20 protein-coding genes are annotated in these 23,914 nt (G+C 65.6%); 10 read left to right on the top strand and 10 right to left on the bottom strand.

The annotated features are described in order from the left end of the window. Positions 1-4: 4 nt before the first annotated feature. Positions 5-211: a hypothetical protein gene (locus CF68_RS20170; protein ID WP_035822159.1), complete on the bottom strand. Its 207-nt coding sequence runs from the start codon at positions 209-211 to the stop codon at positions 5-7. A gap of 76 nt (positions 212-287) precedes the next feature. Between CF68_RS20170 and CF68_RS20165 the strand changes: the two genes are divergently transcribed. Next, complete coding sequence (locus CF68_RS20165) at positions 288-2,114, top strand: PAS domain-containing sensor histidine kinase (protein WP_035822156.1); 1,827 nt, start codon at positions 288-290, stop codon at positions 2,112-2,114. Here CF68_RS20165 and CF68_RS20160 read toward each other — a convergent pair. Then, positions 2,111-2,584: an Lrp/AsnC family transcriptional regulator gene (locus CF68_RS20160; protein WP_010812428.1), complete on the bottom strand. Its 474-nt coding sequence runs from the start codon at positions 2,582-2,584 to the stop codon at positions 2,111-2,113. The two genes, CF68_RS20165 and CF68_RS20160, sit on opposite strands and share 4 nt — an antisense overlap. A gap of 230 nt (positions 2,585-2,814) precedes the next feature. Between CF68_RS20160 and hppD the strand changes: the two genes are divergently transcribed. From hppD to CF68_RS20135, 5 genes are all read left to right on the top strand, one after another. Next, positions 2,815-3,894 (top strand): 4-hydroxyphenylpyruvate dioxygenase, encoded by a 1,080-nt coding sequence (gene hppD, locus CF68_RS20155; protein WP_018314692.1) that lies wholly within the window; start codon positions 2,815-2,817, stop codon positions 3,892-3,894. A 173-nt stretch (positions 3,895-4,067) separates the two neighbouring features. Further along, positions 4,068-5,462, top strand: coding sequence for an amino acid permease (locus tag CF68_RS20150; RefSeq protein ID WP_035822153.1), 1,395 nt, complete (start codon positions 4,068-4,070; stop codon positions 5,460-5,462). Positions 5,463-5,571: 109 nt separating this feature from the next. After that, entirely contained in the window at positions 5,572-6,768 is a 1,197-nt protein-coding gene (locus CF68_RS20145; RefSeq protein ID WP_035822152.1) for an amino acid aminotransferase, read from the top strand. Between the two features lie 173 nt (positions 6,769-6,941). Continuing rightward, the gene (locus tag CF68_RS20140) at positions 6,942-7,802 is read left to right on the top strand and encodes a MipA/OmpV family protein (RefSeq protein WP_369798895.1); all 861 of its coding nucleotides are present in this window, start codon (positions 6,942-6,944) and stop codon (positions 7,800-7,802) included. A 176-nt stretch (positions 7,803-7,978) separates the two neighbouring features. Further along, a complete protein-coding gene (locus tag CF68_RS20135; protein ID WP_035822150.1) occupies positions 7,979-8,980 on the top strand; it encodes a tripartite tricarboxylate transporter substrate binding protein in 1,002 nt (333 codons plus the stop codon). Here CF68_RS20135 and CF68_RS38520 read toward each other — a convergent pair. After that, entirely contained in the window at positions 8,938-9,273 is a 336-nt protein-coding gene (locus CF68_RS38520) for a cupin domain-containing protein (protein ID WP_235205832.1), read from the bottom strand. The genes CF68_RS20135 and CF68_RS38520 overlap by 43 nt on opposite strands. A 529-nt stretch (positions 9,274-9,802) precedes the next feature. On the opposite strand from CF68_RS38520, the gene CF68_RS20130 reads away from it, so the two are divergent. Next, positions 9,803-10,879, top strand: a complete 1,077-nt coding sequence (locus CF68_RS20130) for a porin (RefSeq protein ID WP_035822148.1) — start codon at positions 9,803-9,805, stop codon at positions 10,877-10,879. Between the two features lie 169 nt (positions 10,880-11,048). Here the strand turns inward: CF68_RS20130 and CF68_RS20125 are convergent, their stop codons facing one another. After that, the gene (locus CF68_RS20125) at positions 11,049-11,978 is read right to left on the bottom strand and encodes an AraC family transcriptional regulator (protein ID WP_235205829.1); all 930 of its coding nucleotides are present in this window, start codon (positions 11,976-11,978) and stop codon (positions 11,049-11,051) included. Positions 11,979-12,095: 117 nt separating this feature from the next. On the opposite strand from CF68_RS20125, the gene CF68_RS20120 reads away from it, so the two are divergent. Both CF68_RS20120 and CF68_RS20115 read left to right on the top strand, forming a co-directional pair. Further along, the gene (locus tag CF68_RS20120) at positions 12,096-12,401 is read left to right on the top strand and encodes a carboxymuconolactone decarboxylase family protein (RefSeq protein ID WP_022539875.1); all 306 of its coding nucleotides are present in this window, start codon (positions 12,096-12,098) and stop codon (positions 12,399-12,401) included. Between the two features lie 245 nt (positions 12,402-12,646). Next, positions 12,647-13,138 (top strand): YkgB family protein, encoded by a 492-nt coding sequence (locus CF68_RS20115; protein WP_035822142.1) that lies wholly within the window; start codon positions 12,647-12,649, stop codon positions 13,136-13,138. A 253-nt stretch (positions 13,139-13,391) separates the two neighbouring features. On the opposite strand, the gene CF68_RS20110 is transcribed toward CF68_RS20115, so the two are convergent. Then, on the bottom strand, positions 13,392-14,534 hold the full coding sequence (locus CF68_RS20110; RefSeq protein ID WP_035822140.1) for a 3-deoxy-7-phosphoheptulonate synthase: 1,143 nt from the start codon (positions 14,532-14,534) through the stop codon (positions 13,392-13,394). 572 nt (positions 14,535-15,106) lie between these two features. Between CF68_RS20110 and CF68_RS39190 the strand changes: the two genes are divergently transcribed. Further along, positions 15,107-15,385 (top strand): DUF1484 family protein, encoded by a 279-nt coding sequence (locus tag CF68_RS39190; RefSeq protein WP_035822138.1) that lies wholly within the window; start codon positions 15,107-15,109, stop codon positions 15,383-15,385. Positions 15,386-15,595: 210 nt separating this feature from the next. On the opposite strand, the gene CF68_RS20100 is transcribed toward CF68_RS39190, so the two are convergent. From CF68_RS20100 to CF68_RS20080, 5 genes are all read right to left on the bottom strand, one after another. Continuing rightward, positions 15,596-17,776, bottom strand: a complete 2,181-nt coding sequence (locus tag CF68_RS20100) for a phosphocholine-specific phospholipase C (RefSeq protein WP_035822136.1) — start codon at positions 17,774-17,776, stop codon at positions 15,596-15,598. A gap of 48 nt (positions 17,777-17,824) precedes the next feature. Beyond that, a complete protein-coding gene (locus CF68_RS20095) occupies positions 17,825-18,010 on the bottom strand; it encodes a hypothetical protein (protein WP_035822134.1) in 186 nt (61 codons plus the stop codon). 229 nt (positions 18,011-18,239) lie between these two features. Further along, the gene (locus CF68_RS20090; RefSeq protein WP_235205827.1) at positions 18,240-19,142 is read right to left on the bottom strand and encodes a MurR/RpiR family transcriptional regulator; all 903 of its coding nucleotides are present in this window, start codon (positions 19,140-19,142) and stop codon (positions 18,240-18,242) included. Between the two features lie 293 nt (positions 19,143-19,435). Further along, positions 19,436-22,846, bottom strand: a complete 3,411-nt coding sequence (locus CF68_RS20085; protein WP_063832575.1) for an error-prone DNA polymerase — start codon at positions 22,844-22,846, stop codon at positions 19,436-19,438. Continuing rightward, positions 22,843-23,914, bottom strand: a 1,072-nt coding sequence (locus tag CF68_RS20080) for a DNA polymerase Y family protein (RefSeq protein WP_035822132.1), incomplete at its 5' end; no start/stop codon positions are given. The genes CF68_RS20085 and CF68_RS20080, both read right to left, overlap by 4 nt.

Raw genomic sequence — 23,914 nt, 5'->3', positions numbered from 1 at the left:
CGTTTCACTGAATTTTGCCGCCCCGCTTGCCCATTCGTCCGCCCATCCATAGCGCATCGCCATCGGCCACCGCTTGCCCGCACCGCTTCACGCGCGCCTGGCGGCTGGCAAGTGCCGCCTTGCTGCTCGTCAGCGTATTGGTCTGCGCCGGTACCCAGCGGACGGCAGAACCCGCGTCAGCGCCCACCGCGGCGCCATCCCTGGCCGGCATGCCTGTGGCCTTGCCCGAGGCACCTGCCCTGCAGCCAGCCCCGCCACCGCAAGCAAGGCCACAGGCGCACTGGCGGGTGCTGGGATGGACGACTGGACTGCTCTGCCTGCTGACGCCATGCCTGCTGGCATGGATCTTCGTGCTGTATCGCGAGGTGCGCCGGCGCCGGGCCGCGGAGATCGCGCTGAAGGACAATATCGCGATCCAGTCGGCGCTGCTCGACGGCATTCCCCAGCCTGTCTACCTGCGCGATGCCTCGCTGCGGCTCATCACCTGCAACCGCAGCTATGAAGAACTGGTCGGCGCCACGCGCGACACCTTGCGCGGGCAGCCGCTGGAGGCGTCGATCCAGGTGCATCCCATCGCCATCGACATGGCCGAGGTGGTTCGCGACTACCACAAGGTGATCGAAGACGGCACCCCCCTGCACAAGGACCGCTGCCTGCGCCCGGGCGGGCGCACCCACCACGTGCTGAACTGGATGACACCGCTGCGCGGCGCCGATGGCACCGTCAAGGGCCTGGCCGGCGGCTGCGTCGACCTGACCGAACGCCACGACATGCTGGCCGAGCTGGCGCAGGCCAAGACAGAAGCCGAGGCCGCCAACCGCGCCAAGTCCACCTTCCTGGCCTCGGTCAGCCATGAGATCCGCACCCCGATGAACGCCATCACCGGCATGCTGGAGTTGACCCTGGCGCGCTGCCAGCTGGCCGAGCAGGAACGCCTGCAGCTGGTCACGGCGCACAAGTCGGCGCTGGGCCTGCTGGCGCTGATCGACGACATCCTGGACCTGTCCAAGATGGAGGCCGGCAAGTTCAGCATCCAACCGGCACCCGCTTCGCTGCCCGGGCTGGTCAAGGACACGCTGCTGATCTTCGGACCGGTGGCGGCACAGAAAGGCCTGCCGCTGACCAGCGGCATCGGCGTCGCCGTTGCGCCGCTGCACCAGGTCGATGCGCTGCGTTTCCGCCAGATCCTGGCCAACCTGGTGTCCAATGCGGTGCGCTTCACCGACAGCGGCACGATCCACGTCAGGCTTGATGCGCTGGCGCCTCGCGACGGCGTGCAGCAGGTCATGCTGACCGTCTCCGACACCGGCATCGGGATTCCCGCCGGCGCGCAGGCGCGCATGTTTGAACCCTTCGAACAGGTGCATGACCGCACCCGCCCCCATGCCGGCGGCACCGGGCTGGGGCTGGCAATCTGCCAGCGCCTGGCCAGCGCGATGGGAGGCCAGATCTCGCTGGCCAGCCAGCCGGGCCAGGGCACGCGCGTCATGGTGACGCTGCCGTTGGCGCTTGCCGTCGCCACGGAACTGCCCGAGCCGGTGCCACCGCCCATGGCGGGCTGCGCACGGCGCCGGGTCAACGTCCTGGTGATCGACGACCATGCGCCCAACCGGCTGCTGCTGCAGCGCCAGCTGGAACACCTGGGCCACCGCGTGAGCACCGCCTGTGATGGCCGCGAAGGGCTGGCCATGCTGGACCGGGCCAGCTTCGACGTGATCTTGTGCGACTATGCCATGCCGGTCATGGACGGCATGGCGTTCGCACGGGCGGTGCGCGCACGCAAGGATGCGCACGGCAGCGTGCCGGTGATCGGTTGCACCGCAAGCGCCGTCGCGGTGGACCATGCCGCGGCGCTGGCGGCGGGCATGAATGCCGTGATCGTCAAGCCGGTTGGCCTGCAGGCGCTGGATGCGGCGGTGGCACAAGCCTGCGCCAGTGGCCACCGGGTGCGCGAAATTGCTGTGCCAGTGCGGGTCAGCACGCCCGATAGCCAGGCCGGCACGCGTGACGAGGCCGCCCACTGCGGCGTCAAACCCGGCTCGCGGCCGTCATGGTGCGCGGTGTGCCGGGCGATGAACGTGCAGTGCGACCGCCTCGACCAGCCGGAAGATTAAGCCTCCAGCGGTACCGCGCTGGTGCACTTGATCTCGTCCAGGCACACGCTGGATTTCACGCCGCTGACACCCGGGATACGCATCAGCGTATCGAGCAGGAAGTCAGACAAAGACTTCAGGTCCTTGGCGACCACCTTGAGCACGTAGTCGATATCCCCGGTCACCGAGAAGCATTCCTGGATCTGTGCCAGCTCCGCCACCAGGCGCTTGAAGTTGGACAGGTCGCGGATATGCCCGCGCTCCATCGTCACATGGATAAAGGCCACCACGCCAAAGCCCAGCGCCGCCGCGTCCAGCCGCGCCTCATAGCGCTTGACCAGCCCGGCCTCTTCCAGGCGGCGGTGGCGCCTCAAAGTCTGCGCCGGCGACAGCGCGATGGCCTCTGCCAGCTCCAGGTTGGAGGCCCGCCCCTGCTCCTGCAACACCCCCAGCAAGCGGCGATCGGTACGGTCCAGCTCGATCGATTGCACTTTGATTTCCTCATATCAGAGATTCACGCAATCAGATTTCATAATCTAGGGTTTCCCTGCCTGTTTTACGAAATCCAATTTTGCCGTCAGGAATATACACTGCATCCCAAGCAAGCGCACTACAGGCCTGTCCTGCAACAGGTTTCCGCCGAGCCGACTGACACCGGCGCGACCTCGTTGCCAAGTGCCGCCGCCACAATATTATTTCCCGCCCCTTTAGTGAGAAAGCCATGGCCGACCTGTTTGACAACCCGATGCAGCTGATGGGCTTCGAATTCGTGGAATTCGCCTCGCCCACCCCCAACGTGCTTGAGCCGCTGTTCGAGCAGATGGGCTTCACGCTGGTGGCAAAGCACCGCTCCAAGGACGTGGTGCTGTACCGCCAGGGCGAAGTGAACTTCATCGTCAACCGCGAGCCGCACAGCCACGCCGCCTACTTTGCCGCCGAGCATGGCCCGAGCGCCTGCGGCATGGCTTTCCGCGTCAAGGATTCCCACAAGGCCTACGCCCGTGCGCTGGAACTGGGCGCCCAGCCGGTGGAGATCCCGACCGGCCCGATGGAGCTGCGCCTGCCCGCGATCAAGGGCATCGGCGGCGCGCCGCTGTACCTGATCGACCGCTTCGAGGAAGGCAAGTCGATCTATGACATCGACTTCGAGTTCATCGAAGGCGTCGACCGCCACCCGGTCGGCCACGGCCTCAAGCTGATCGACCACCTGACCCACAACGTCTACCGTGGCCGCATGGCTTACTGGGCCAATTTCTACGAAAAGCTGTTCAACTTCCGCGAAATCCGCTACTTCGACATCCAGGGCGAATACACCGGCCTGACCTCCAAGGCCATGACCGCGCCGGATGGTAAAATCCGCATCCCGCTGAACGAGGAATCGTCCAAGGGCGCCGGCCAGATCGAAGAGTTCCTGATGGCCTTCAATGGCGAGGGCATCCAGCACATCGCCTTCCTGACCGACAACCTGATCGAGGTCATCGACCGCCTGCAACTGGCAGGCGTGCCGCTGATGACCGCGCCGAACGACTACTACTACGAAGCACTGGACACGCGCCTGCCCGGCCACGGCCAGCCTGTGGAGCAACTGAAGTCGCGCGGCATCCTGCTGGACGGCACCACCGAAGGCGGCAAGCCCCGCCTGCTGCTGCAGATCTTCTCCAAGACCGCGCTCGGCCCGGTGTTCTTCGAGTTCATCCAGCGCCGCGGCGACGAAGGCTTCGGCGAAGGCAACTTCAAGGCCCTGTTCGAGTCGCTGGAACGCGACCAGATCGCACGCGGCACGCTCAAGGTCGAGGCCTGAACGGCATCGGCCTTCCCTGACCGGCTCCGGCCGGTTCCGGAAACGCGCACACCTCCCACGCGGCAGTGACCCTGCCGCGCGGGGCGGTGACGTCCCCCGGCCCAAGCGTCCGACTCCAAACAGCCAGAGACGCGGGCCCGCATTCCATGAGAATGGGTAGAGGAAACAACTGAATGCATGCAAGCAGCAATGACGGCACGCTCAAACGCGGCCTGAAGAACCGGCATATCCAGCTGATCGCGCTGGGTGGCGCCATCGGCACCGGCCTTTTCCTGGGCATCGCCCAGACCATCAAGATGGCGGGCCCCTCGGTCCTGCTGGGCTATGCGATCGCCGGCATCGTGGCGTTCTTCATCATGCGCCAGCTGGGCGAGATGGTGGTGGACGAGCCCGTCGCCGGCTCGTTCAGCTACTTCGCCGACAAATACTGCGGCCACTTCGCCGGCTTCCTGTCGGGCTGGAACTACTGGGTGCTGTACATCCTGGTGAGCATGGCCGAGCTTTCGGCCGTTGGCATCTACGTGCAGTACTGGTGGCCTGAGATCCCGACCTGGGTCTCGGCGCTGGCCTTCTTCGTGATCATCAACGTGATCAACTTGTCGAGCGTGAAGTCCTTCGGCGAGATGGAGTTCTGGTTCTCGATCATCAAGGTCGCGGCCATCATCGGGATGATCGGCTTCGGCGGCTACCTGCTGCTGTCCGGCGATGCCGGTCCGCAGGCGAGCGTGGCCAACCTGTGGCAGCACGGCGGCTTCTTCCCCAACGGCATGGGCGGCCTGGTGATGGCCATGGCGGTGATCATGTTCTCGTTCGGGGGGCTGGAGCTGGTGGGCATCACCGCGGCCGAGGCGGATTCTCCCGAGAAGACCATTCCCAAGGCCACCAACCAGGTGATCTACCGCATCCTGATCTTCTATGTGGGCGCGCTGGCAGTACTGCTGTCGCTGTACCCGTGGGAGAACGTGGTCACCGGCGGCAGCCCGTTCGTGCTGATTTTCCACGCGCTGAACAGCAACTGGGTGGCTAATGTGCTGAACGTGGTGGTGCTGACCGCGGCGCTGTCGGTCTACAACAGCGGCGTGTACTGCAACAGCCGCATGCTGTACGGCCTGGCCCAGCAAGGCAACGCCCCCAAGGCGCTGCTCAAGGTCAACCAGCGCGGCATTCCGCTGACGGCACTGGCGTTCTCGGCGGTGGCCACCGCGGCCTGCGTGGTGATCAACTACTTCATGCCCGGCAAGGCGTTTGAGATGCTGATGGGCCTGGTGGTGTCGGCACTCATCATCAACTGGGCGATGATCAGCCTGATCCACCTGAAGTTCCGCGCCGACAAGCGCCGCGCCGGCCAGACCACGAAGTTCCAGAGCTGGGGCTATCCGCTCACCAACTACCTGTGCCTGGTGTTCCTCGCCGGCATCCTGGTGGTGATGTACCTGACGCCTGGCCTGCGCCTCTCGGTCTACCTGATCCCGGTGTGGCTGGTGGTGCTCGGCGTGAGCTACCTGGTGCGCCAGAAGAACGCGGCCGCCGCGCTGCAAAGCGGCGTGGCCGCCCAGCAACTGCGCTAAGCGGCAAGGCGGCGCCTGCAGGCTGCGGGCGCCGCCGGTTAGAATTCAGGCTGCGCGACGCCCCCTGCGCCGCGGCAGCTGCCCCCCCGACCCAATTCCATCGCATCCCATGTTTGCACACATCGAGGCATTTCCCGGCGATCCGATCCTCTCGCTCAACGAGGACTTCCAGCGCGACCCGCGTACCGACAAGGTCAACCTGAGCATCGGCATCTACTTTGACGACGAGGGCCGCCTGCCGGTGATGCAGGCTGTGGCCAAGGCCGAAGCCGCGCTGCTGGCCGACATGGGTCCGCGCCCCTACCTGCCGATGTCGGGCCTGGTGGCCTACCGCAACGCGGTGCAGGCGCTGGTGTTCGGCGAAGACTCGCCGGCGCGCGCCGCCGGCCGCATCGCCACGCTGCAGACGCTGGGCGGCTCGGGCGCGCTGCGCGTGGGTGCCGACTTCCTCAAGCGCTACTATCCGCAGGCGCAGGTGTGGATCAGCGATCCCAGCTGGGAAAACCACCGCGTGGTGTTCGAGCGCGCCGGCTTCACCGTCAATACCTACCCGTACTATGACGACGCCACCGGCGGCCTGAAGTTCGACGCGATGCTGGACGCGCTGCGCGCCATCCCCGCGGGCAGCATCGTGCTGCTGCACGCCTGCTGCCACAACCCGACCGGCGTGGACCTGAACCAGGACCAGTGGCGCCAGCTGATCGCGCTGCTCAAGGCCAACCAGCTGCTGCCGTTTGTCGACATGGCCTACCAGGGCTTCGGCGCCGGCCTGGAAGACGACGCCTTCGCCATCCGCGAGCTGGTGGCGCAGGACGTGCCTTGCCTGGTGGCCAACTCGTTCTCGAAGAACTTCTCGCTGTACGGCGAGCGCTGTGGCGGCCTGAGCGTGTTCTGCAACACCGCGGGCGAAGCCGCCAACGTGCTGGGCCAGCTGACCGGTGCGGTGCGCGCCAACTACAGCAACCCGCCCACGCACGGCGCGCGCGTGGTGTCCAAGGTGCTGACCACGCCCGAACTGCGCCAGCTGTGGGAAGAAGAACTGGCCCAGATGTGCAACCGCATCGCGCGCATGCGCGAAGCGATCCACCACAACCTGCGCGACCATGTCAGCGGCGAGGCCCTGTCGCGCTACCTGACCCAGCGCGGCATGTTCACCTACACCGGCCTGAGCGCCGACCAGGCCGAGCGCCTGCGCGAGCAGCACGGCGTGTACCTGCTGCGCTCGGGCCGCATGTGCGTGGCCGGGCTGAACGAGCGCAATGTCGGCATCGTGGCCAAGGCCATCGGCAGCGTGCTGGCAGGCTGATCCGGTCCATGCACTGCCCGCCGTAGCGGGCGGATCGCAGCAAAGCGGCGCCATCTGGCGCCGCTTTTCTTTTGCCCCGACGGGTTGCGTGCGCCGCCATCCAATGAAAAGATGTCGCCCACGGGCCTCATGCCCGCAACCTGACTGCCCGCCTGGCGGGCGTGGAGGCTGCCGTGACCGAGCTCTACCCCAAGCGTCCGTCCTCGTGCATTGCCCTGCTCCTGGCCGCCGGCGCCGTCCTGGCCCCGGGCCTGGCCAGCGCCCAGACCCCGGCACCACTGGCCGAATGGCAGTTCTCCGCCGGCATCCCGCTACAGAAGCTGTTTGAAGACACCATCCCCGACTGGCAAGTCCGACTCGGCGCCGCGGCCATGGTGCGGCCGCGCTACGACGGCTCGTCGGAATACATCCTTATCGGCGGGCCCAGCATCGATATCCGCTACCGCGACCTGGCCTTTGCCTCGATCGGCGAAGGGCTGGGCGTGAATCTGCTGCGCGGCAAGAACTGGCGTGCGGGGATCGCGCTGTCCTACAACCTGGGGCGGCGCGGCCAGGAAGACTCGCCGCACCTGGACGGCATGGGCAATATCAACCCGGCGCCGGAAGGCAAGCTGTTCGCGGAATACGCGGTCTCGAAGGAATTCCCGCTGGTGCTGCGCATCGACGCGCGCCGCAGCCTGGGCGGCAGCGACGGCTGGGTCGGCGATATCGGGGCCTATATGCCGCTGCCGGGCAGCTCCGAAAAGTTCTTCTGGTTTGCCGGCCCCACCGTGACGCTGGCCGACTCGCGCTACATGAACGCCTGGTACGGCGTCAGCAGCGCGCAGGCCCGCGCCGGAAGGCCCGCCTACCATGCGCGCGGCGGCATCAAGTCCTACGGTTTCGGCGTCAGCGCGGTGTGGTATTTCAACAAGCACTGGTTCGCCACCAGCGACATCGCGATCTCGCAACTGGCCGGCGATGCGGCGGACAGCCCGATCACGCGCAAGTCGACCAACGGGGTCTTCGACCTCTCGATCAACTACGAATTCTGAGCCGGATGGCCGGGCGCGACGTGCGGCTATCGCACAGTGGATGGCTGGCGCCCGTGATTTGGGCGGTATTGCCACGGCACCTCAATATTGCGTCCCGCATAATTGGCCAGCCGGAATATCCGGCCGCAGCGTCCCCGCCAGGGGAATAGTCGAAGAAGCCAAGGAAGGAGATGTAGTTGAAGTCCAGCATCAAGCATCGCGTATCGCGCAGCGCGCGTTTCGCCGCCATGGCCATTGCCGGCCTGGCCGCCACCCACACCGCCCCCACTGCCGTCGCCGCCGAAGCGTGGCCGGCCAAGCCGATCAAGGTGATCGTGCCTTACACACCGGGCGGTTCCACCGACACCGTCTCGCGCGTCGTGTTCGAAAGAGTCTCGCAGCGGCTGGGCCAGCCGATCATCATCGAGAACAAGCCCGGCGCCAACAGCACGCTGGGCGTCGGCGTGGCCGCACGCTCGGCGCCGGATGGCTACACCTTCGTGTCGGTGCTGGCCGCCTACAGCGCGAACATGTCGCTGTATTCCAAGCTCAGCTACAAGCCCACGGACCTGGTGCCGGTGGCGGAAATGGCCGAGCTGCCGCTGTTCCTGTTCTCCAGCAAGAAGCTGCCGGTCAAGACCGTCGCCGAACTGGTCGACTACGGCAAGAAGCACCCCGACACGCTGACCTTTGGCTCCAGCGGCGTCGGCAGCTCCGCGCACCTGACGGGCGAACGCCTGGCGATGGAATCGAAGCTCAAGCTGACCCACGTGCCGTACAACGGCAGCGCGCCGATCCTGCCCGCGCTGGTGTCCGGCGAAGTCTCGGTCGCCTTCGACCCGCTGCTGGTGCCGATGCCGCATGTGAAGTCGGGCAAGATCAATGTGCTGGCCGTGGCCTCCGCCAAGCGCTGGCCCGGCGAGCCCAACATCCCGACCATGGAAGAAGCAGGTTTCCCCGGCTTCGTGATGAGCTCCTGGACCGGGCTGATGGCGCCGGCCGGTACGCCGCAACCGATCGTGGCCCGCATGGCCAAGGAAATCGCCGCAGCCACGCGCAGCCCGGAGGTCACGAAGAAGCTCACGGACCTGGGATTTGTGCCGGTGGGCGGTACATCTGAAGAATTCCGCAAGCTGATCGAGCGCGATACCGCGCGCTACGCGGAGATTGTTAAGGCGGGGAAAATTACGCTGGATTGAGGTTGCAGACCGCGATACAAGCCCGGGTATGAACGTGGCGAGCTACCAGGCTCGCCACGTTTTTTTTGGGGGATGGCGACTTCCGGGGTGAACGAAGGTCTCAGTGCGCGGGCCGTGCCATTGTGCGGGTTGCTAAAGTGATGAACCGACCCACGTGGGGTAAACATCCATTCGCCCAGGTCTCGGACTACCCCGTCGACCGAGTACCGAAGTATCCCCTCCAGCACATAGACGCACTCTTCGTTACGTGTGTGGATATGCGGCGGCGGGACTTGCGAGCCGGGGGCCACCATCAATTCGAAAACACCCATCCCGTCCGTGGCAGTTCCATCAATCAGGTACTGAATGCTCAATTGACCAATGTTGATTGGTTCGATCGGAGCGCCGCCGCTAAGGGTCATTTTCGAACTCCTTCGGATTAAGGATTCTCTTCAGTCCGCCGACGTCCTCGAACGCTTCCTGTCCCCTGCCTGTTCACTGATTTGCTGGAGCAGGCTAAAGCACTGCATGAACTGATTTCGCAACAGCTTCTCATGAGGTTGCAGATCACGTTCCCTTGTATTGCAGTGTATTCGGTGGGCATTCGCACAAAGCATCGTTCAAAAGCCCATCGTATCCAGATACACAGCCAATACAATTCAGCTTCAAAGTGCGTGTGCCGCGGAATGACCTGTGTCGATATGTACGCTTGTTCCGTGGCTACGCACGGCATGGAGGGGGTATGCAAGCATTGGCCGCCTGTAGTTGCTTATCTGCGGGCACTGCATGGCAGTCGCTCCATTCGTGCCATGCGCGTCTGCCCATGAGCAAATGAGAGGTCAGATGAAAAAGATTCTTGCGGTCGTTGCCGCATCCGTCGTAGCCAATGCCGTGTCTGCCCAGTCCGGCGTGACGCTGTTCGGTATCGCCGACGCTGGTATCGAGTTCAACAACAATGCTGGGCGCAACGGTGACAGTGTCGTGCGACTGGTTTCCGGGAACCAGTCTGGCTCACGTTGGGGTCTGCGCGGCGTGGAGGATCTGGGCAGCGGGCTGAAGGCGGTCTTTCATCTGGAAAGCGGCTTCGACATCGATACCGGTAGTTCGGCCCAGGGCGGGCGTGTGTTCGGCCGCGGCGCCTATGTGGGGCTGGATAGCTACTACGGCTCACTGCTGTTCGGACGGCAGCAGACCGCCATGCGCGAATTCGGCAATGTCTACGATCCTAATGCGATTGCTGACCGCTACGGCATCCTCTCGATTGCACCAGAATTTGGAGCGCGCGCAGACAATGCCGGCAAATATGTCGGAAAGTTCGGGAGACTCACTGCACAGGCTTTCTACTCCTTCCAGGCTAATGGCAGCGAAGTGGCCGGCAGCAACGTATTTGGGCGCAACTTCGGCGCGTTCGTCAACTATGCCTCCGGCCCCTTCGCGCTCGGCGTGGCCTATGACGATGCGCATGTCGGCACGCCGTCAAACCAGGCGCCGGTCCTGCGACGCGTTTCCGTGGCCGGCACGTATGCGGTGGGTGATGCCAAGGTATATGTGGGCTACCGCCTGGCCAAGGCCTATGACGGGGCCATGCTGCCGGGCGCCCAGGCGGCCGATGCCGGCTCGAACCTTTACTGGCTGGGCCTGGCTTACAAGCTGACGCAGGCGTTCTCCCTGACCGGCACGGCCTACTACCAGGACTTCCGGCAGACCGGGGCTGACCCGTGGCAGTTCGTGCTGACCGGCGACTATTTGCTCAGCAAGCGCACCGACCTCTACGCGTCAGTCTCCTACGTGCTAAACAAGGATAACTCGGCACTGGGCGTCAACGGTTTCAACAGCGGCAGCGGCACGTCGGCCGTCTTCAACGTACAGCCGGGCAAGAACCAGGCGGGTGCGGTGATGGGCCTTCGCCACCGGTTCTGATGCGACTTGCCCGGGCGACGGCGCATAGTTCCCAAACGGTTGACCAGCAAATTGGGCAGCCCCGTCTGCGGCGTGCTCTGGACAGCGGGAACCGTGTCAGGGCTTCGCAACACGCGCGCCCACACAGCCTGTAGTGTGCTGCATCGACCGGTTGAATCAGCCGTCGAAATCAGCCGCCACCCACACGCTGACGAGATGTCATGCGCTGCCGGAATCCGCTTGGGTCCACAGCATGCTGTTTGTGGAACGCCTGTGAGAAATTGCTGCGGCTGGAGAAACCAACGGCGTGCGCCACCTGGGAAACTTGCAGGGTTGTGGTCGCCAGCAGTTCCGCGGCCTTGTGCAGCCGAACCGCTCGCAACATGGCCATAGGCGTCTGACCGAACGCTCGTTCGAAGTGTGCAGCAAACGCTGATCGGCTCATACCGGCCAGATCGGCCAATCGTTGCACCGACAGCGGTGCTTCGGGATGCTCAAAGAGCTTCTCCAATGCGAGAAGCAGGCGAGGATCTGCAACCGCCGCCGTCCACGACAGCTCCGCGTCATTGTCCTCCACCTGGCGCCGCAGCAGCATGACCAGGCATTGCTTGAGCAATGCCTCGATCAAAACCCTCGAGCCCAATCCGGGCTGTGCGGATTCCGCCAACAGCATGACGAACTGATCTTTCAGCCCCGCAGGCCCGTCGAATCGGGTCACGATTGGACGCCGCAGCATCCTGAAGGGATCGGCGGTACTCGCCGCGAAGCGCAACTCCCCACACGCCATCTCAATCCCCGCTGCTGCATCGCCCACCTTCACTGTCGGAGCCGTTTCGTGCGCGGACCACGAGCCAAGCCTTGCCCGATCCACCGAAACGGCCGGCGACTCGAGCTCGCACTCCAGCCGGTAGGAAACGCGCGGCGGCATCAGGACGAAACTGTGCGGCTGTAACGCGATGCGGTGGCCATCGCCTGCGTCGAGCGTCCCGCGACCGTCCAGGCAGTAGTGGAGGCTGGCCGTTTCACACGCTTCGAAACGCACGCTCCAGCCATCGCGAATGTCGCACCGTGTGATGTGCGTGACACCAATGTCGAGTGTGGCAAGGAAATGTTCGAGCACACGATGTGCAGAAGGGGGGGACGCCATCATTGGACGAATTGAAACCAAACTAAGACCACCTGGAACCTTGCCACTCCTATCATACCTACTCCAATCCCAATCTTGATAGAGGTTCCCATGTTCGATATGAAAGATCTTGCCCGTTTGAAGAAGCTGGACGAAAACGCTCCTGAAGCGATGAAACGCTTCCTTGCATTCGACCATGCAGCTTTCGCTGACGGCGCGCTTTCGGTGCAGCAGAAGCAGATTATTGCGGTGGCCGTCGCGCTGACCACGCAGTGCCCATATTGCATCGCCCTGCATACCAAGGCCGCCCACGATGCCGGCGCCACCGATGAGCAACTTGCGGAAGCCGCACTTGTGGCGGCGGCAATCCGGGCGGGCGGTGCCGTAACGCATGCCACGCACCTGTTCCGCGACTGAACGCCGCTCAAACACACCTTTCCGCGTGGGGATAGTCCCGAAGTCCATGGGGCGACTTCATATCGGTAAGGGACGCGCCTGATACGTCTATGGAACGACAAATTTTTCGAAATCGCCGGTTCTGGCAGGGCTGGAACCGGCCGCGCCGGAATGCGCGCATGCGCATCGTCGCAATGACAGGAAAGGAGGTCTGCGCCACCGGGGCGTGCTCCTCCGCCACACACCAAATCTGTTGAGGAGTAAACATGCAACCCATCACCTCCGTTACCACAACGCGGACCAGCGAAGCCATCCACAACCACGGAGCGTTGCTGCGCTGGTCCCTCGTCATTGTCTTTCTCTGGTTCGGCGGGATGAAGTTCACCGCCTACGAAGCGCAGGGTATTGCGCCGTTCATTGAGAATAGCCCCTTCATGGCTTGGCTCATCGACGCATTCGGTGTTCGTGGAGCCAGCGGTGTCATTGGCTTGCTGGAACTGTCCACCGCGGCGACGCTGGCGGTCGGTGCATTCCATCGTGGGGCGTCGGTACTTGGTGCAGCCATGTCATGCGCGACGTACGCCATCACGCTGACGTTCTTTGTCACCACCCCCGGCGTGGCCGAGCCGACTGCTGGTGGGTTCCCGGCGATCTCCGCGCCGATCGGTCAGTTCCTGCTGAAGGACCTCGTGCTGTTGGCCGCGTCCGCTTCTTTGCTGCGCATGGCGTTGGCACGTTGGCAAGCGGCGCGTTCCTGATAATAGGCTCTCGTGACCCCGCCATCGTACGGCAGGTTCACGCCAGTCATGTGGTCGGAGAAGGCGGATGACAAGACTTCGACAGCCAGGGCGACCTCCTCCGGCCTTCCATATTTTCGCAAGGGGATGTTCAGTGTTTCCGCGGCTAACCGTTCAGGGACGGTCACGGCGATTCCAGTCGCTGAAGCACCCCCAACCGAGCTGTCAGCTGCTCTCCCGGATACCGGAGGCATGAAGCGTCCTGACGTCTTTCCTACGGCTGCGAATCCCGCCCGCGGCGCAGACTGACCGCCTCGCTAAGCATGTCCAGCACTGCCACCGAGTCGTCCCACCCGATGCAGGCGTCGGTGATGCTCTGTCCGTATGACAACGCGGACGGACTGTGCACGCCTGGGGTGAACTTCTGTGCGCCAGGGAACAGATGGCTTTCGACCATTACCCCGAAGATGGATTCACTGCCGCTGCTGATCTGTTGCGCCACGTCCCGCGCGACATCGACCTGCCGCAGGTGTTGCTTACTGCTGTTGGCGTGGCTGCAATCCACCATCAGCGAGTTGCCGAGCCCGGCCGCTTCCAATTCCCTGCAGGCGGCCGCTACGGAATCCGCATCGTAGTTCGGGGCCTTGCCGCCACGGAGAATGACGTGGCAGTCCGGGTTGCCCTTGGTATGCACCGTCGCCACCTGCCCGTTCTTGTGCACTCCCAGGAAGTGATGTGGGCGCGATGCGGCCTGGATAGCGTCGATGGCAATCTTGATGTTGCCGTCAGTGCCATTCTTGAAGCCAATCGGTGCTGAAATGCCCGAAGCCAGCTCGCGGTGCACCTGGCTTTCGGTGGTGCGGGCACCAATCGCGCCCCAGCAGATCAGGTCACCTATGTACTGTGGCGAGATCACGTCCAGGAACTCACCGGCCGCCGGCAATCCGAGGCGATTGATATCAACCAGCAGGCTGCGCGCGATGCGCAGGCCCTCGTCGATGCGATAGCTCTCGTCCAGATAGGGGTCGTTGATCAGCCCTTTCCAGCCCACCGTGGTACGCGGCTTCTCGAAGTACACACGCATCACGATCTCCAGGGACCCGGCGTAGCGCTGCCGCTGCTCCATCAACCGCCGCGCGTACTCGAGTGCCGCCTGCGGGTCGTGGATCGAGCAAGGTCCCATGATCACAAGCAGCCGGTCATCCTTGCCGTGCAGAATGCGCGAGATGCGCTGGCGTGTCTGGTTGACCAGGGATTCGACAGGCGTGCCCCGGATGGGGAAGAAACGGATCAGGTGTTCAGGCGGAGGCAGCGGAATGATGTCTTCGACGCGGGCGTCGTCAGTCACGCTGGTGCGGTCCGGCGGCGCCTGCCAACCCTCGGCAATGGTCAACGGAGATTTCTGTGGATCATTCATGGCTAGCTCCTGGAGAACTGGGACAGGAAGACCGCCGGCGGGTGCCAGTCAGGCGCAGCAGCGGAATCCGGGCAATATGTCGTTGCGATGCGGCAGGTAGCGACGGCGACGGATCCTGAGGGACGGCCCAGGCGCGCTGGTGCGCGTCGGCAAACGCCACATCCAGCCAGGACCTGGCTATACCCCCTCAGCCCTCATCACCGTGCAACCTCCCGAGACCACACTGTCGTGATTATCAGCCCGGCGCTGCGCAAAGCCAACCCAATCTACGCCACCGCGGGGACTAATGCCGTTCGGTTAACCACCGTCGTTCCCGCGCAGGCGGGAACCCAGTGACTTCATCCCCCGAAGGGGGACGTGAAAGACGCTGAACTGCTCGCTCCGCTCACCCTGCGGGCCGTCCTGCGGACGTCCAATGCACAAACGTGCATTGTCCCGCCTGCGCGGGAATGACGGTAGTGTTTGATACCTAAACTGAACGGCACTACACCCCGGGGACTGGAGTTCAATAACGGCCCAGCCCCCGACCAGCTAGCTGCCAGTCGACGTGTAGTGGCGCAGCCCGATACGCCATGCGCCGATCGCCGCCAGGAGAAAAACGAAACCCGTCAACGGCGACACCAGCCCGATCCAGACAGGCGCACCGATCGGATCAGGCTCGCTACTTTGCTGATCATGGCTACGCCCCGCTCGCCCCCCCGGTTAGCAGCGGACTGCGAGCCTCCATCACTCACTTGGAGGTCATCATGCAAATCGACACCATGCCCCAGGGCATCGGCCTCCACGCCCTGCTCTTGCCGCTCAAGCAGCAACTGGACGAGAGCGCCAACCGCCTGCAGGCGCTGGTCTGACGAGGGAGCGCTGCTGACCCGCGCAACGGATGAGCAGCGCTGAAAAGCAAACGGCGTGAGCCAGCTGGTCTCGCCGTTTGCATCTTCCCGATGGTCGAGCGGTGCAAGCTGCAGATCCGCATCGAGATCCGGAGTTTCGAGGCGATATGCCATCACCTCGCAAAGCTGCGGTCCGGCACGCATTCCGGCCGGACCGCGGCGACCGGACGCTCAGCCCAGCCCGGTTGCCATCGCCGGGTCCGTCACGCCATGCCGGCCGGTTTCCAGGCGACCGGCGAAGCGGCGTTCGAATCCGCTTTCGGCTTCCGTGACCGTGAAGTCGTACCAGTTGCCGCTCTCCTGCAGCGGCCAGTGGTGCTCCACCTCGGCGCCGGCCGTTATATGGAGTTGCCACGGACCGTCGTTACGGTAAGCGTTGGGCGTCACCACCAGCGTCAGCGGCTTGCCTCCGCCGTTGACTGCGTCCTTGCCGTCGTTGCGCGCAGACAGGTAGACGCTGCCCTTGCCCAGGTCGTAGCAGACGCGGACCTCAGGGGCATCGGCCATGGCGTCCGCAGGCAGCTGGCCCTTGAACATGCGCACGAAGCCGTTAGGCCCGTAGACCGCCAGGTCATAGCGCCCGTTGTCCGTGGTGCGCGCATCCCATTCATCGTCCAGCATCTTGCCGGGCTCGACCGTGTAGCGGCGCGGGATCTGGTCCAGATGGAGCCGGTCGTAGACATGGAAGACCGCGCCTTGCTCCCCCGTATTGCTGAAGATCAGCTTCAGCTTGCCAATGGTGGGCTCGGCCAGCGCACTCGCATGGAGGACATAGGGCAGCGCGCGCGAATACTTGGTGCCAGTCTCCTGGAACAGCGACGCCGGCACGGCCGGTGCCGCCGCCTTGGGTTTCGCCAACTGCTCCGCGATCACCTGCTTGTAGTTGCTGGTATCCGGCAGCGTCGGAAACACCTGGTCATTCGGCGTCCTGAAATCGAAGACGGAAGTCAGGTCGCCGGCCACTGCGCGGTGCCACGGGCTGATCGCGGGCACCGTGATGCCGAAGCGCTGTTCCAGGAAGCGCCCCATCGAGGTGTGGTCGAACACCTGCGAGTTGATCCAGCCGCCGCGCGTCCACGGCGAGATCACATACATCGGCACGCGCGGGCCGAACCCGTACGGGCGCAGGCGGATGGTCTCGCCGCTGGTGGTGGTGCCGTCGAGCGCCGTATTGCCGGCGGTGTCGAAGTATTCGCCGGTGACGTCGACGGTCGACTTGCCGTGCAGGACGCCATTGGCGTCGTAAGAGGGCACCGCGGCCGGCGGCATATGGTCGAAGAAGCCGTCATTCTCATCGAAGGTGATGAAGAACACAGTCTTGCTCCAAACCTCCGGGTTGGCGGTCAGCGCCGTCAGCACCGTGTTGATGAAGGCCGCGCCTTCGGTCGCGCTCGACGGCCCGCCCGGATGTTCGGACTGCGCCGGCGTCGGCAGGATCCAGCTCACGGCCGGCAGCGTGTCGTCCCGCACATGCGCGGCCAACTGCTCGATGGTCCAGCTGCTCATGCCGTTGTCGTAGAGCGGATTGCCCGGCTGCGCTTCACGGAAGCTCTTGAAGGCAAGCCCGCCATGCAGCAGGCCGCCCCAGTTGGCGTTGGGGTTCTGGTAGATGCGCCAGCTGACGCCCTTTGCCTGCAGCAGTTCCGGCAGCGTGGCCCACTGGAAGGCGGAACCCTTGTATGTGTAGCCCGGCGTCGGCAGCTTGCCGCTCACGCTGCAGCGCAGGTTGTTGACCTCCGCGTCGTCAAGCGTGCAGTTGCGCCCCGCCTCGCGCATCGCGGGGTTGTAGTTGGAGCCCGACATGAAGGTGATGCGGTTCGGGTCGGTGCCGCCGGCGTGGCTGCAGTGGTAGGCGTCGCAAAGCGTAAATGCCTCGGCCAGCGCGTACTGGAACGGAATGTCTTCACGACGGTAGTAGCCCATCGAATGGTCGTTCTTGTACTTGGCCCAGAAGCCGAAACGGCCCTGGTTCCACGCATTCTGCGCGTCCATGAAGCTGTGCGGCGTGCCGGAGACGCGCAGCGCGTTGACGGTCGCGCTGTCGAGGTGGAACGGCGTGATCTCGCGCGTGCCGTTCGACTCGAACCACACCGGCTTGCCTGACGGCACCGGCACCGGGAAGCGGTCGCCAAAGCCGCGCACGCCGCGCATGGCGCCGAAGTAATGGTCCAGCGCGCGGTTTTCCTGCATCAGGATCACCACGTGCTGCACGTCCTGGATCGTGCCGGTATTGACCGCAGCGGGAACGGCGAGTGCGCGCGCGATGCTGGGCGGCAGCATCGACAGAACCGAAGCAGCGGCAGCGCTTTTGACGGCGCCGGTGAGGAAGGTGCGTCGATCGATTTTGGTCATGATCGGGGAATGGTAGGTGCGGACGATGGGAGGAGGATCGCGGGCGTGTCAGGGTGCGCAGTGCATGCCCTTCTTCGACGCTGCCGCGTCGTCGGCTGCTGCCGCCTGCATGGTTGTCTTGACGGCCTGGGGAGTGATGCTGCTGCTATCCTCGCCGCCGCCGCACGCGGTGAGGGCAAGGGACAAGAGCGCCGCGAGCAGCGCGGCACGGCCATACCACAATGGCTTGTTCATGACGACTCCTAGTGTTCGAGGGTCAGGGGGACGGGACTGATGCGACTCGAAGACTAGGTTCACCATGTGACATACAAATGAATATTACTCACTTAATTTGTTTTAACATTTGAATTATCCTCATTTCTTGGACGTGGAACAGCACCCGCTCCCGCCAACTGACGGGAGCAAGGCTAGACGACAACTGCAGCAGGAAAATGTCAGGATGCCGGCGCGGGCCGGCTGGGGCTCAATATCGCTTGAGCGACAGGACGTCGAACGTACGCCGCAGCGTTTCGACGGAGGTGTCGTAGTCGGTAAGCGCGAGGCAGGCGATCAGCACATCGATGATCGCCAGTTGCGCCAGGCGGCTGGTCATCGCCTCGGTCCGGAAGCGGGTCTCGCGCGCCATCGTGAACAGCACGACGTCGGCGAAGGCCTGGATCGGCGACTTGCCGAAATTGGTGATGCAGATGGTGCTGGCACCGCTCTCCCGGGCCAGCCGCGTGGCCGTCACGGTTTCATGCGTGCTGCCCGAATGCGAGATGGTCAGCGTGGCAACCCTGGGGCCCGCGAGCGATGCGCTGATGGCCTGGATATGCGAATCCACAACCGCCTTCACGTTGAGCCCGATGCGCAGCATGCGGTACTGCGCATCCTCGGCGATCGGCGCCGCGCTGCCAATGCCATAGATCTCGATGCGTTCGGCCGCCCTGAGCAATGCGACCGCGCGCTCGATCGCGGCCACGTCGAGCACGGCGCTGGTGTCATGCAGCGTCTGGACGTTGCTCTGGAAGATCTTGCGCATGACCGCCGGGCAGGTGTCGCCGGGCTCGAGGTCTTCGTGGATGATCTGGACCCCCTGCACCAGTTCCTGCGCCAGCAGGATCTTCAGTTGCTGGAAGCCCGTCGCGCCCAGGCTCTTGCAGAAACCGACCACGCTGCCCTCGCTCGCATTGGTGCGCTCGGCCACTTCGCTGACCGACATATGGATCACGGTCTGCGGATACCGGGTCACGAAATCGGCAATGCGCTGCCCGGCCGGCCCCAGCGAGTCCCGCATGCTGTGAATGCGCGCGAGCATCGCCGACGTGGTGGCCGACGGCGGCGCTGGCTCGGCGGTCTGCGCGGCCTCCGTTCTGGCCGATGACACCTGCGACGACGATTTCCGGGCCGGCGCTGCGCCCGCGCCGCGGCGGCCCTTTACCATGGGCCCCGCCCGCCCACGGGCTGATGGTACGGCGCGAAGCCAGGATGGCAAGACGGAATCGGCATCAATCGACCTGCAAAGGGTATGGTGAGTTCAATGTTCCGGATGAAACCGGCAAGGCACGGCATGATGATAACTGTTTGCGTTGACGGTACGGTTTTCCCTTGCCCCGCCACGGAACTGGTCGCGAGCGCCCGGCTTCCATGCAGAGTGTTGCATCCGGTCCGCTGTCCGTCTCAATGAAAATCCCGGCTCCCCACCATCAACCGCCCCAGCATCGGGCTTAAATCCACCAGTTCCTTGGCCACCAGGTGGCGCACGTCGCCCTGGCGCTGCCAGGTGCCGACCACGCCCAGCAGCGTGGCGCCCAGCACCTCCTTGCGCTGGCGCTCGACCAGGTCGGGCCACAGGATCAGGTTGACGGAGCCGGTCTCGTCCTCGATGGTGGCGAAGATGGTGCCGCTGGCGGTGGATGGGCGCTGGCGCACGGTGACGATGCCGCAGGCGCGCACGCGGCGGCCGTTGGCGCAGCGCGCCAGCTGGCTGGCGGTGGCAAAGCGCATGGCCGCCAGCTTGTGCCGCAGCAACGCCAGCGGGTGCGACTTGAGCGACAGGCCCAGGCTGGCATAGTCCGCCGTCACGTCTTCGCCGAGCCGGGGCGCGGGCAGCGCCAGCGCGGCTTCGGCGGGCGGCGCTTCGTACAGCAGGTCGCGGTGCGCGGCATGCGCGGCGGCGGCGCGCGCCTGCCAGCGGGCCTGGCGGCGGTTGCCGGCCAGGGGCGCCAGTGCGTCGGCGGCGGCCAGCACGTCGATGTCGTGCCGGTCCAGGCTGGCGCGCAGCGCCAGGTCTTCGACACTGTCGAACGGACGCTGGGCGCGCGCGGCCTCGATGCGCAGCGCGGCCGCTTCGCGCATGCCCTTGACGCGGCCCAGGCCCAGGCGCACGCGCGGATGCTGCGGCCTGGTGCGGGCCTGCGCGTCGGCGACATCGGCCTGCACCGGCTCCAGCGTGCTGTCCCAGCGGCTGATGGTGACATCCACCGGCAGCACCTGCACGCCATTGCGGCTGGCGTCCTGCACCAGTTGCGACGGTGAATAGAACCCCATCGGCTGGCTGTTCAGCAGCGCGCACAGGAAGGCGGCCGGATGATGGCACTTGAGCCAGGCGCTGATATAGACCAGCTTGGCGAAGCTGGCCGCGTGGCTCTCGGGGAAGCCATATTCGCCAAACCCCTCGATCTGCTTGCAGATCGCCAGCGCGAAGGATTCCGGGTAGCCGTTGCCGGTCAGCGCGCGCACCAGCGCATCCTGGTGCTGGCGCAGGTCGCCGCGCCGCCGCCACGCCGCCATCGATCGGCGCAGCTGGTCGGCCTGCCCCGGTGAAAAGCCAGCCGCGTCGATGGCCAGTTGCATCACCTGCTCCTGGAAGATGGGCACGCCCAGCGTGCGGCCCAATACCTTTTTGATGACCGGGTTGAAGTAAGTGGGCGGCTTGCCGGTGCGGCGGAAGGCCTCGCGCCGTTTCAGGTAGGGATGCACCATGCCGCCCTGGATCGGGCCGGGCCGCACGATGGCGACTTCCACCACCAGGTCGTAGTACTGGCGCGGCTGCAGCCGCGGCAGCATCGATTGCTGCGCGCGCGATTCGATCTGGAATACGCCGATGGTCTCGGCCTTGCAGATCATGTCGTAGGTTTGCTGGTCTTCCTTGGGGATGTCTTCCATCCGCGTCGGCAATGCGGCGCGGCCAGGGTCCGGGTTGGGGATCATCTGCAACGCGCGCCGGATCGCCGACAGCATGCCCAGCGCCAGCACATCGACCTTGAGCAGGCCCAGCGACTCCAGGTCGTCCTTGTCCCACTGGATCACGCTGCGGTCGGCCATGGCCGCGTTCTCGATCGGCACTAGCCGCGACAGCTTGTGCTGCGCGATCACGAAACCGCCCACATGCTGCGACAGGTGGCGCGGAAAACCGCGCAGCTGCGCGGTCAGGCTGGCCCACTGCTGCACCGCCGGCGATTCGGGATCGAGCCCGTAGCGGGCGATCTTCTCGACAAAGCCGCGGCCGCCGTCCCACCAGGCCTGGCCCTTGACCACCTGCTCCACCACGCTGGCGTCGATGCCCAGCGCGCGGCCCACGTCGCGCAGCGCGCTGCGCGAGCGGTAGGTGATCAGCGACGCCGCCAGCGCGGCGCGGTGGCGGCCGTATTTCTTGTAGATGTACTGGATCACCTCTTCGCGCCGCTGGTGCTCGAAATCCACGTCGATATCGGGCGGCTCATCGCGCTCGCGCGAGAGGAAGCGGCCGAACAGCAGGTTGGCCTGCTCGGGGCTGACCTCGGTCACATACAGGCAGAAGCACACCAGTGAATTGGCGGCCGAGCCGCGGCCCTGGCACAGGATGCCCTCCCCGCGCGCAAAGCGCACGATGTCGTGCACGGTGAGGAAGAAGGGCTCGTAATGCTTTTCCTCGATCAGCTGCAGTTCTTCTTCGAGCTGTTTCTCCCACTCCGGCTTCAGACCGTTGGGAAAGCGCTCCAGTTTGCCGCGCGCGACCTCCTTGCGCAGGTAGGAGATCGGCGTCTCGCCGGCCGGCACCAGTTCCTCGGGATATTCATAGCGCAGCATCCCCAGCGAGAAATCGCAGGACTCGGCAATCTTCAGCGTCTGCGCCAGCGCCTCGCGCGGGTACAGGCGCGACAGCACCTGGCGCATGCGCAGGTGCTGCTCGGCATTGGGCGCCAGCGCCATGCCGCATTCGGTCAGCGGCTGGCCCAGCCGGATCGCGGCCAGCACATCGGACAGCGGCTTGCGCGAGCGCACGTGCATGGTGACCGCGCCGGCCGCCGCCAGCGGCACGCCGGTCTGTGCCGATACCGCTTCCAGGCGCGCGCGGTGCAGCGCGTCGGCATGGCCCTGCAGCTGCTCCAGCGCAATCCAGGCGCGCTCGCCGAAGACCGCGCGGCACCACTCGGCCTGTTCGCGCAGCAGTTCAGGCTCGGCGCAATAGTCGGGCAGCAGCAGCGCCACGCAGCCGGGCATGCCGCGCAGGTGCGCTTCGTCGGCGGCGGGCGCGGCCAGGTCTTCGGGATGCAGCCGGTAGGTGCCCTTCTGCGCGCGCCGGCGGCCCAGCGTGATCAGCTCGCTCAGGTTGCCGAAGCCCTCGCGGTGCTGGGCGATCAGCCCCAGCCGCAGCGGCGGGCGCGCCGAACCATCGGCCGGGGTCAGGCTGAGGCGGCTGCCGATCAGCAGCGAGAAGGCATCGGCAGCGCGGGCCAGCGCCTGCAGCCGCTGGTGGCGGCTGGCGTGGGCGTGAGGATCGTCAGCGCCGGCGTCAGGCTCTTCGTCATTGTCCAGCAGCGGCTCATCCACGCCCTCCTCCCCGCGTGCCGCGCTGCGCGCCACTGCATCGTGCAGGCGCTTGCGCAGCGTCTCGATGGCATCGTGCGCGCGCGCGGTGCCGGCCACCGAGCATTCATCGGTCAGCGCCAGCCCGCTGTAGCCCAGCCGGAAGGCGCGCTCGATCAGTTCGCCCGGGTGCGAAGCGCCGGTCAGGAAGGTGAAGTTGGAGATGCAGTGCAGCTCCACGTAATCCGGCAGCGCGGGCAGCAAACCCGGCAGCGAGGCAGGCAAGGATAGCGCGCTCATGCGAACAACCCATGCAGGAACCAGCGGTACTCGCCGCCCTCGTCCTGCGCCGCATGGCCCGGACGCTCACGGAAGATCCAGCAGCGCAGGCCGTCGGCGCGCTCGGCGATAAAGTAGTCGCGCGTGGCCAGCGCGCCATCCCACCAGCCGGCCTCGATGCGCTCAGGCCGGCTCAGCAGCGCCAGCGGGCCGCCGTGGCAGGGCCGGTGGCGCTGCACCGGCAGCGGCAGCGGTTGTGGCAGCAGCCACAGCGGGCGCTCCGGCTGCGGATCCGGCAGGCTGGCGGCCTTGTTGCCGCCGGGCTCGTCGACCGGGCACCAGCGGTTGGCGCGCTCGGGCCGGTGGTCGGCCAGCGGCCGCGGCTGCAGCACGTTGTCGCGGCCCAGCCGCGCCATCAGCGTATCGAGCAGGCGGCCCAGGTCTTCCGGCGTGCCGCCGGGCTCGGGGAACAGCGCATCGCTTTGCGGCACGCATGCGGCCATCGCCTCCACGCGCAGCGCCAGGCCAGTCACCGGGGCGTGGAAGTTGAGCTTGTCGAGCTTCTCGCGCAGCAGCCGCGACAGGTGCGCGGGATCGCGGCTGGGCTGGGCCAGGCCCACCGGCACCTCGGTGCCGTCGGTGTCCACGCCGCGCCGGTAGCGCTCATGCTCCAGCACCAGCACGCAGCGCGTGACGCCGGCCTGCTGCACTGCCAGCCAGCCCGCCAGCGCCAGCAGCAGGCGCTGCGCGCCGGTCAGCACGCCCTCGGCGGATTCGATGTGGCCCGGCAGGTCCATGCGCTGCGCAAACGCGGGCGGCGCCACAAACCAGACAAAGCGCGCCGGCGCCTCGCCATAGGCCTGGTCCAGCCGCGCCAGCAGCGCCGGGCCCAGCCGGCGCGTCAGGCCCGCGCGCGGCAGGCGCCGCACCTCGCCCAACGTGCGGCAGCCGATGCCGTCCAGCCAGGCCGGATCGGCCAGTGTGTGCAGCGCCTCCACCGGCAGGCGGTCCAGCAGCCGGTGCAGGCGTGCCATGCCCACCGCGCGCCGCCCGGGCCGCACCACGCCGCGCCGCGTGCGCCGCAGTGGC

This window comes from Cupriavidus sp. SK-4 (genome assembly GCF_000611125.1).
Classification (GTDB): domain Bacteria; phylum Pseudomonadota; class Gammaproteobacteria; order Burkholderiales; family Burkholderiaceae; genus Cupriavidus; species Cupriavidus necator.
Note: the sequence above shows the minus strand (reverse complement) of the source record. Positions and strands in the feature narration are given on the sequence as shown.

Coding starts and splice junctions, on each gene's coding strand:
- CF68_RS20130 (WP_035822148.1), top strand. CDS start 9,803: ATGAAAAAGATTCTTGCGGTCGTTGCCGCATCCGTCGTAGCCAATGCC.
- CF68_RS38520 (WP_235205832.1), bottom strand. CDS start 9,273: ATGGTGGCCCCCGGCTCGCAAGTCCCGCCGCCGCATATCCACACACGT.
- CF68_RS20120 (WP_022539875.1), top strand. CDS start 12,096: ATGTTCGATATGAAAGATCTTGCCCGTTTGAAGAAGCTGGACGAAAAC.
- CF68_RS20145 (WP_035822152.1), top strand. CDS start 5,572: ATGTTTGCACACATCGAGGCATTTCCCGGCGATCCGATCCTCTCGCTC.
- CF68_RS20110 (WP_035822140.1), bottom strand. CDS start 14,534: ATGAATGATCCACAGAAATCTCCGTTGACCATTGCCGAGGGTTGGCAG.
- CF68_RS20100 (WP_035822136.1), bottom strand. CDS start 17,776: ATGACCAAAATCGATCGACGCACCTTCCTCACCGGCGCCGTCAAAAGC.
- CF68_RS20115 (WP_035822142.1), top strand. CDS start 12,647: ATGCAACCCATCACCTCCGTTACCACAACGCGGACCAGCGAAGCCATC.
- CF68_RS20150 (WP_035822153.1), top strand. CDS start 4,068: ATGCATGCAAGCAGCAATGACGGCACGCTCAAACGCGGCCTGAAGAAC.
- CF68_RS20170 (WP_035822159.1), bottom strand. CDS start 211: ATGCCGGCCAGGGATGGCGCCGCGGTGGGCGCTGACGCGGGTTCTGCC.
- hppD (WP_018314692.1), top strand. CDS start 2,815: ATGGCCGACCTGTTTGACAACCCGATGCAGCTGATGGGCTTCGAATTC.
- CF68_RS39190 (WP_035822138.1), top strand. CDS start 15,107: ATGCGCCGATCGCCGCCAGGAGAAAAACGAAACCCGTCAACGGCGACA.
- CF68_RS20085 (WP_063832575.1), bottom strand. CDS start 22,846: ATGAGCGCGCTATCCTTGCCTGCCTCGCTGCCGGGTTTGCTGCCCGCG.
- CF68_RS20095 (WP_035822134.1), bottom strand. CDS start 18,010: ATGAACAAGCCATTGTGGTATGGCCGTGCCGCGCTGCTCGCGGCGCTC.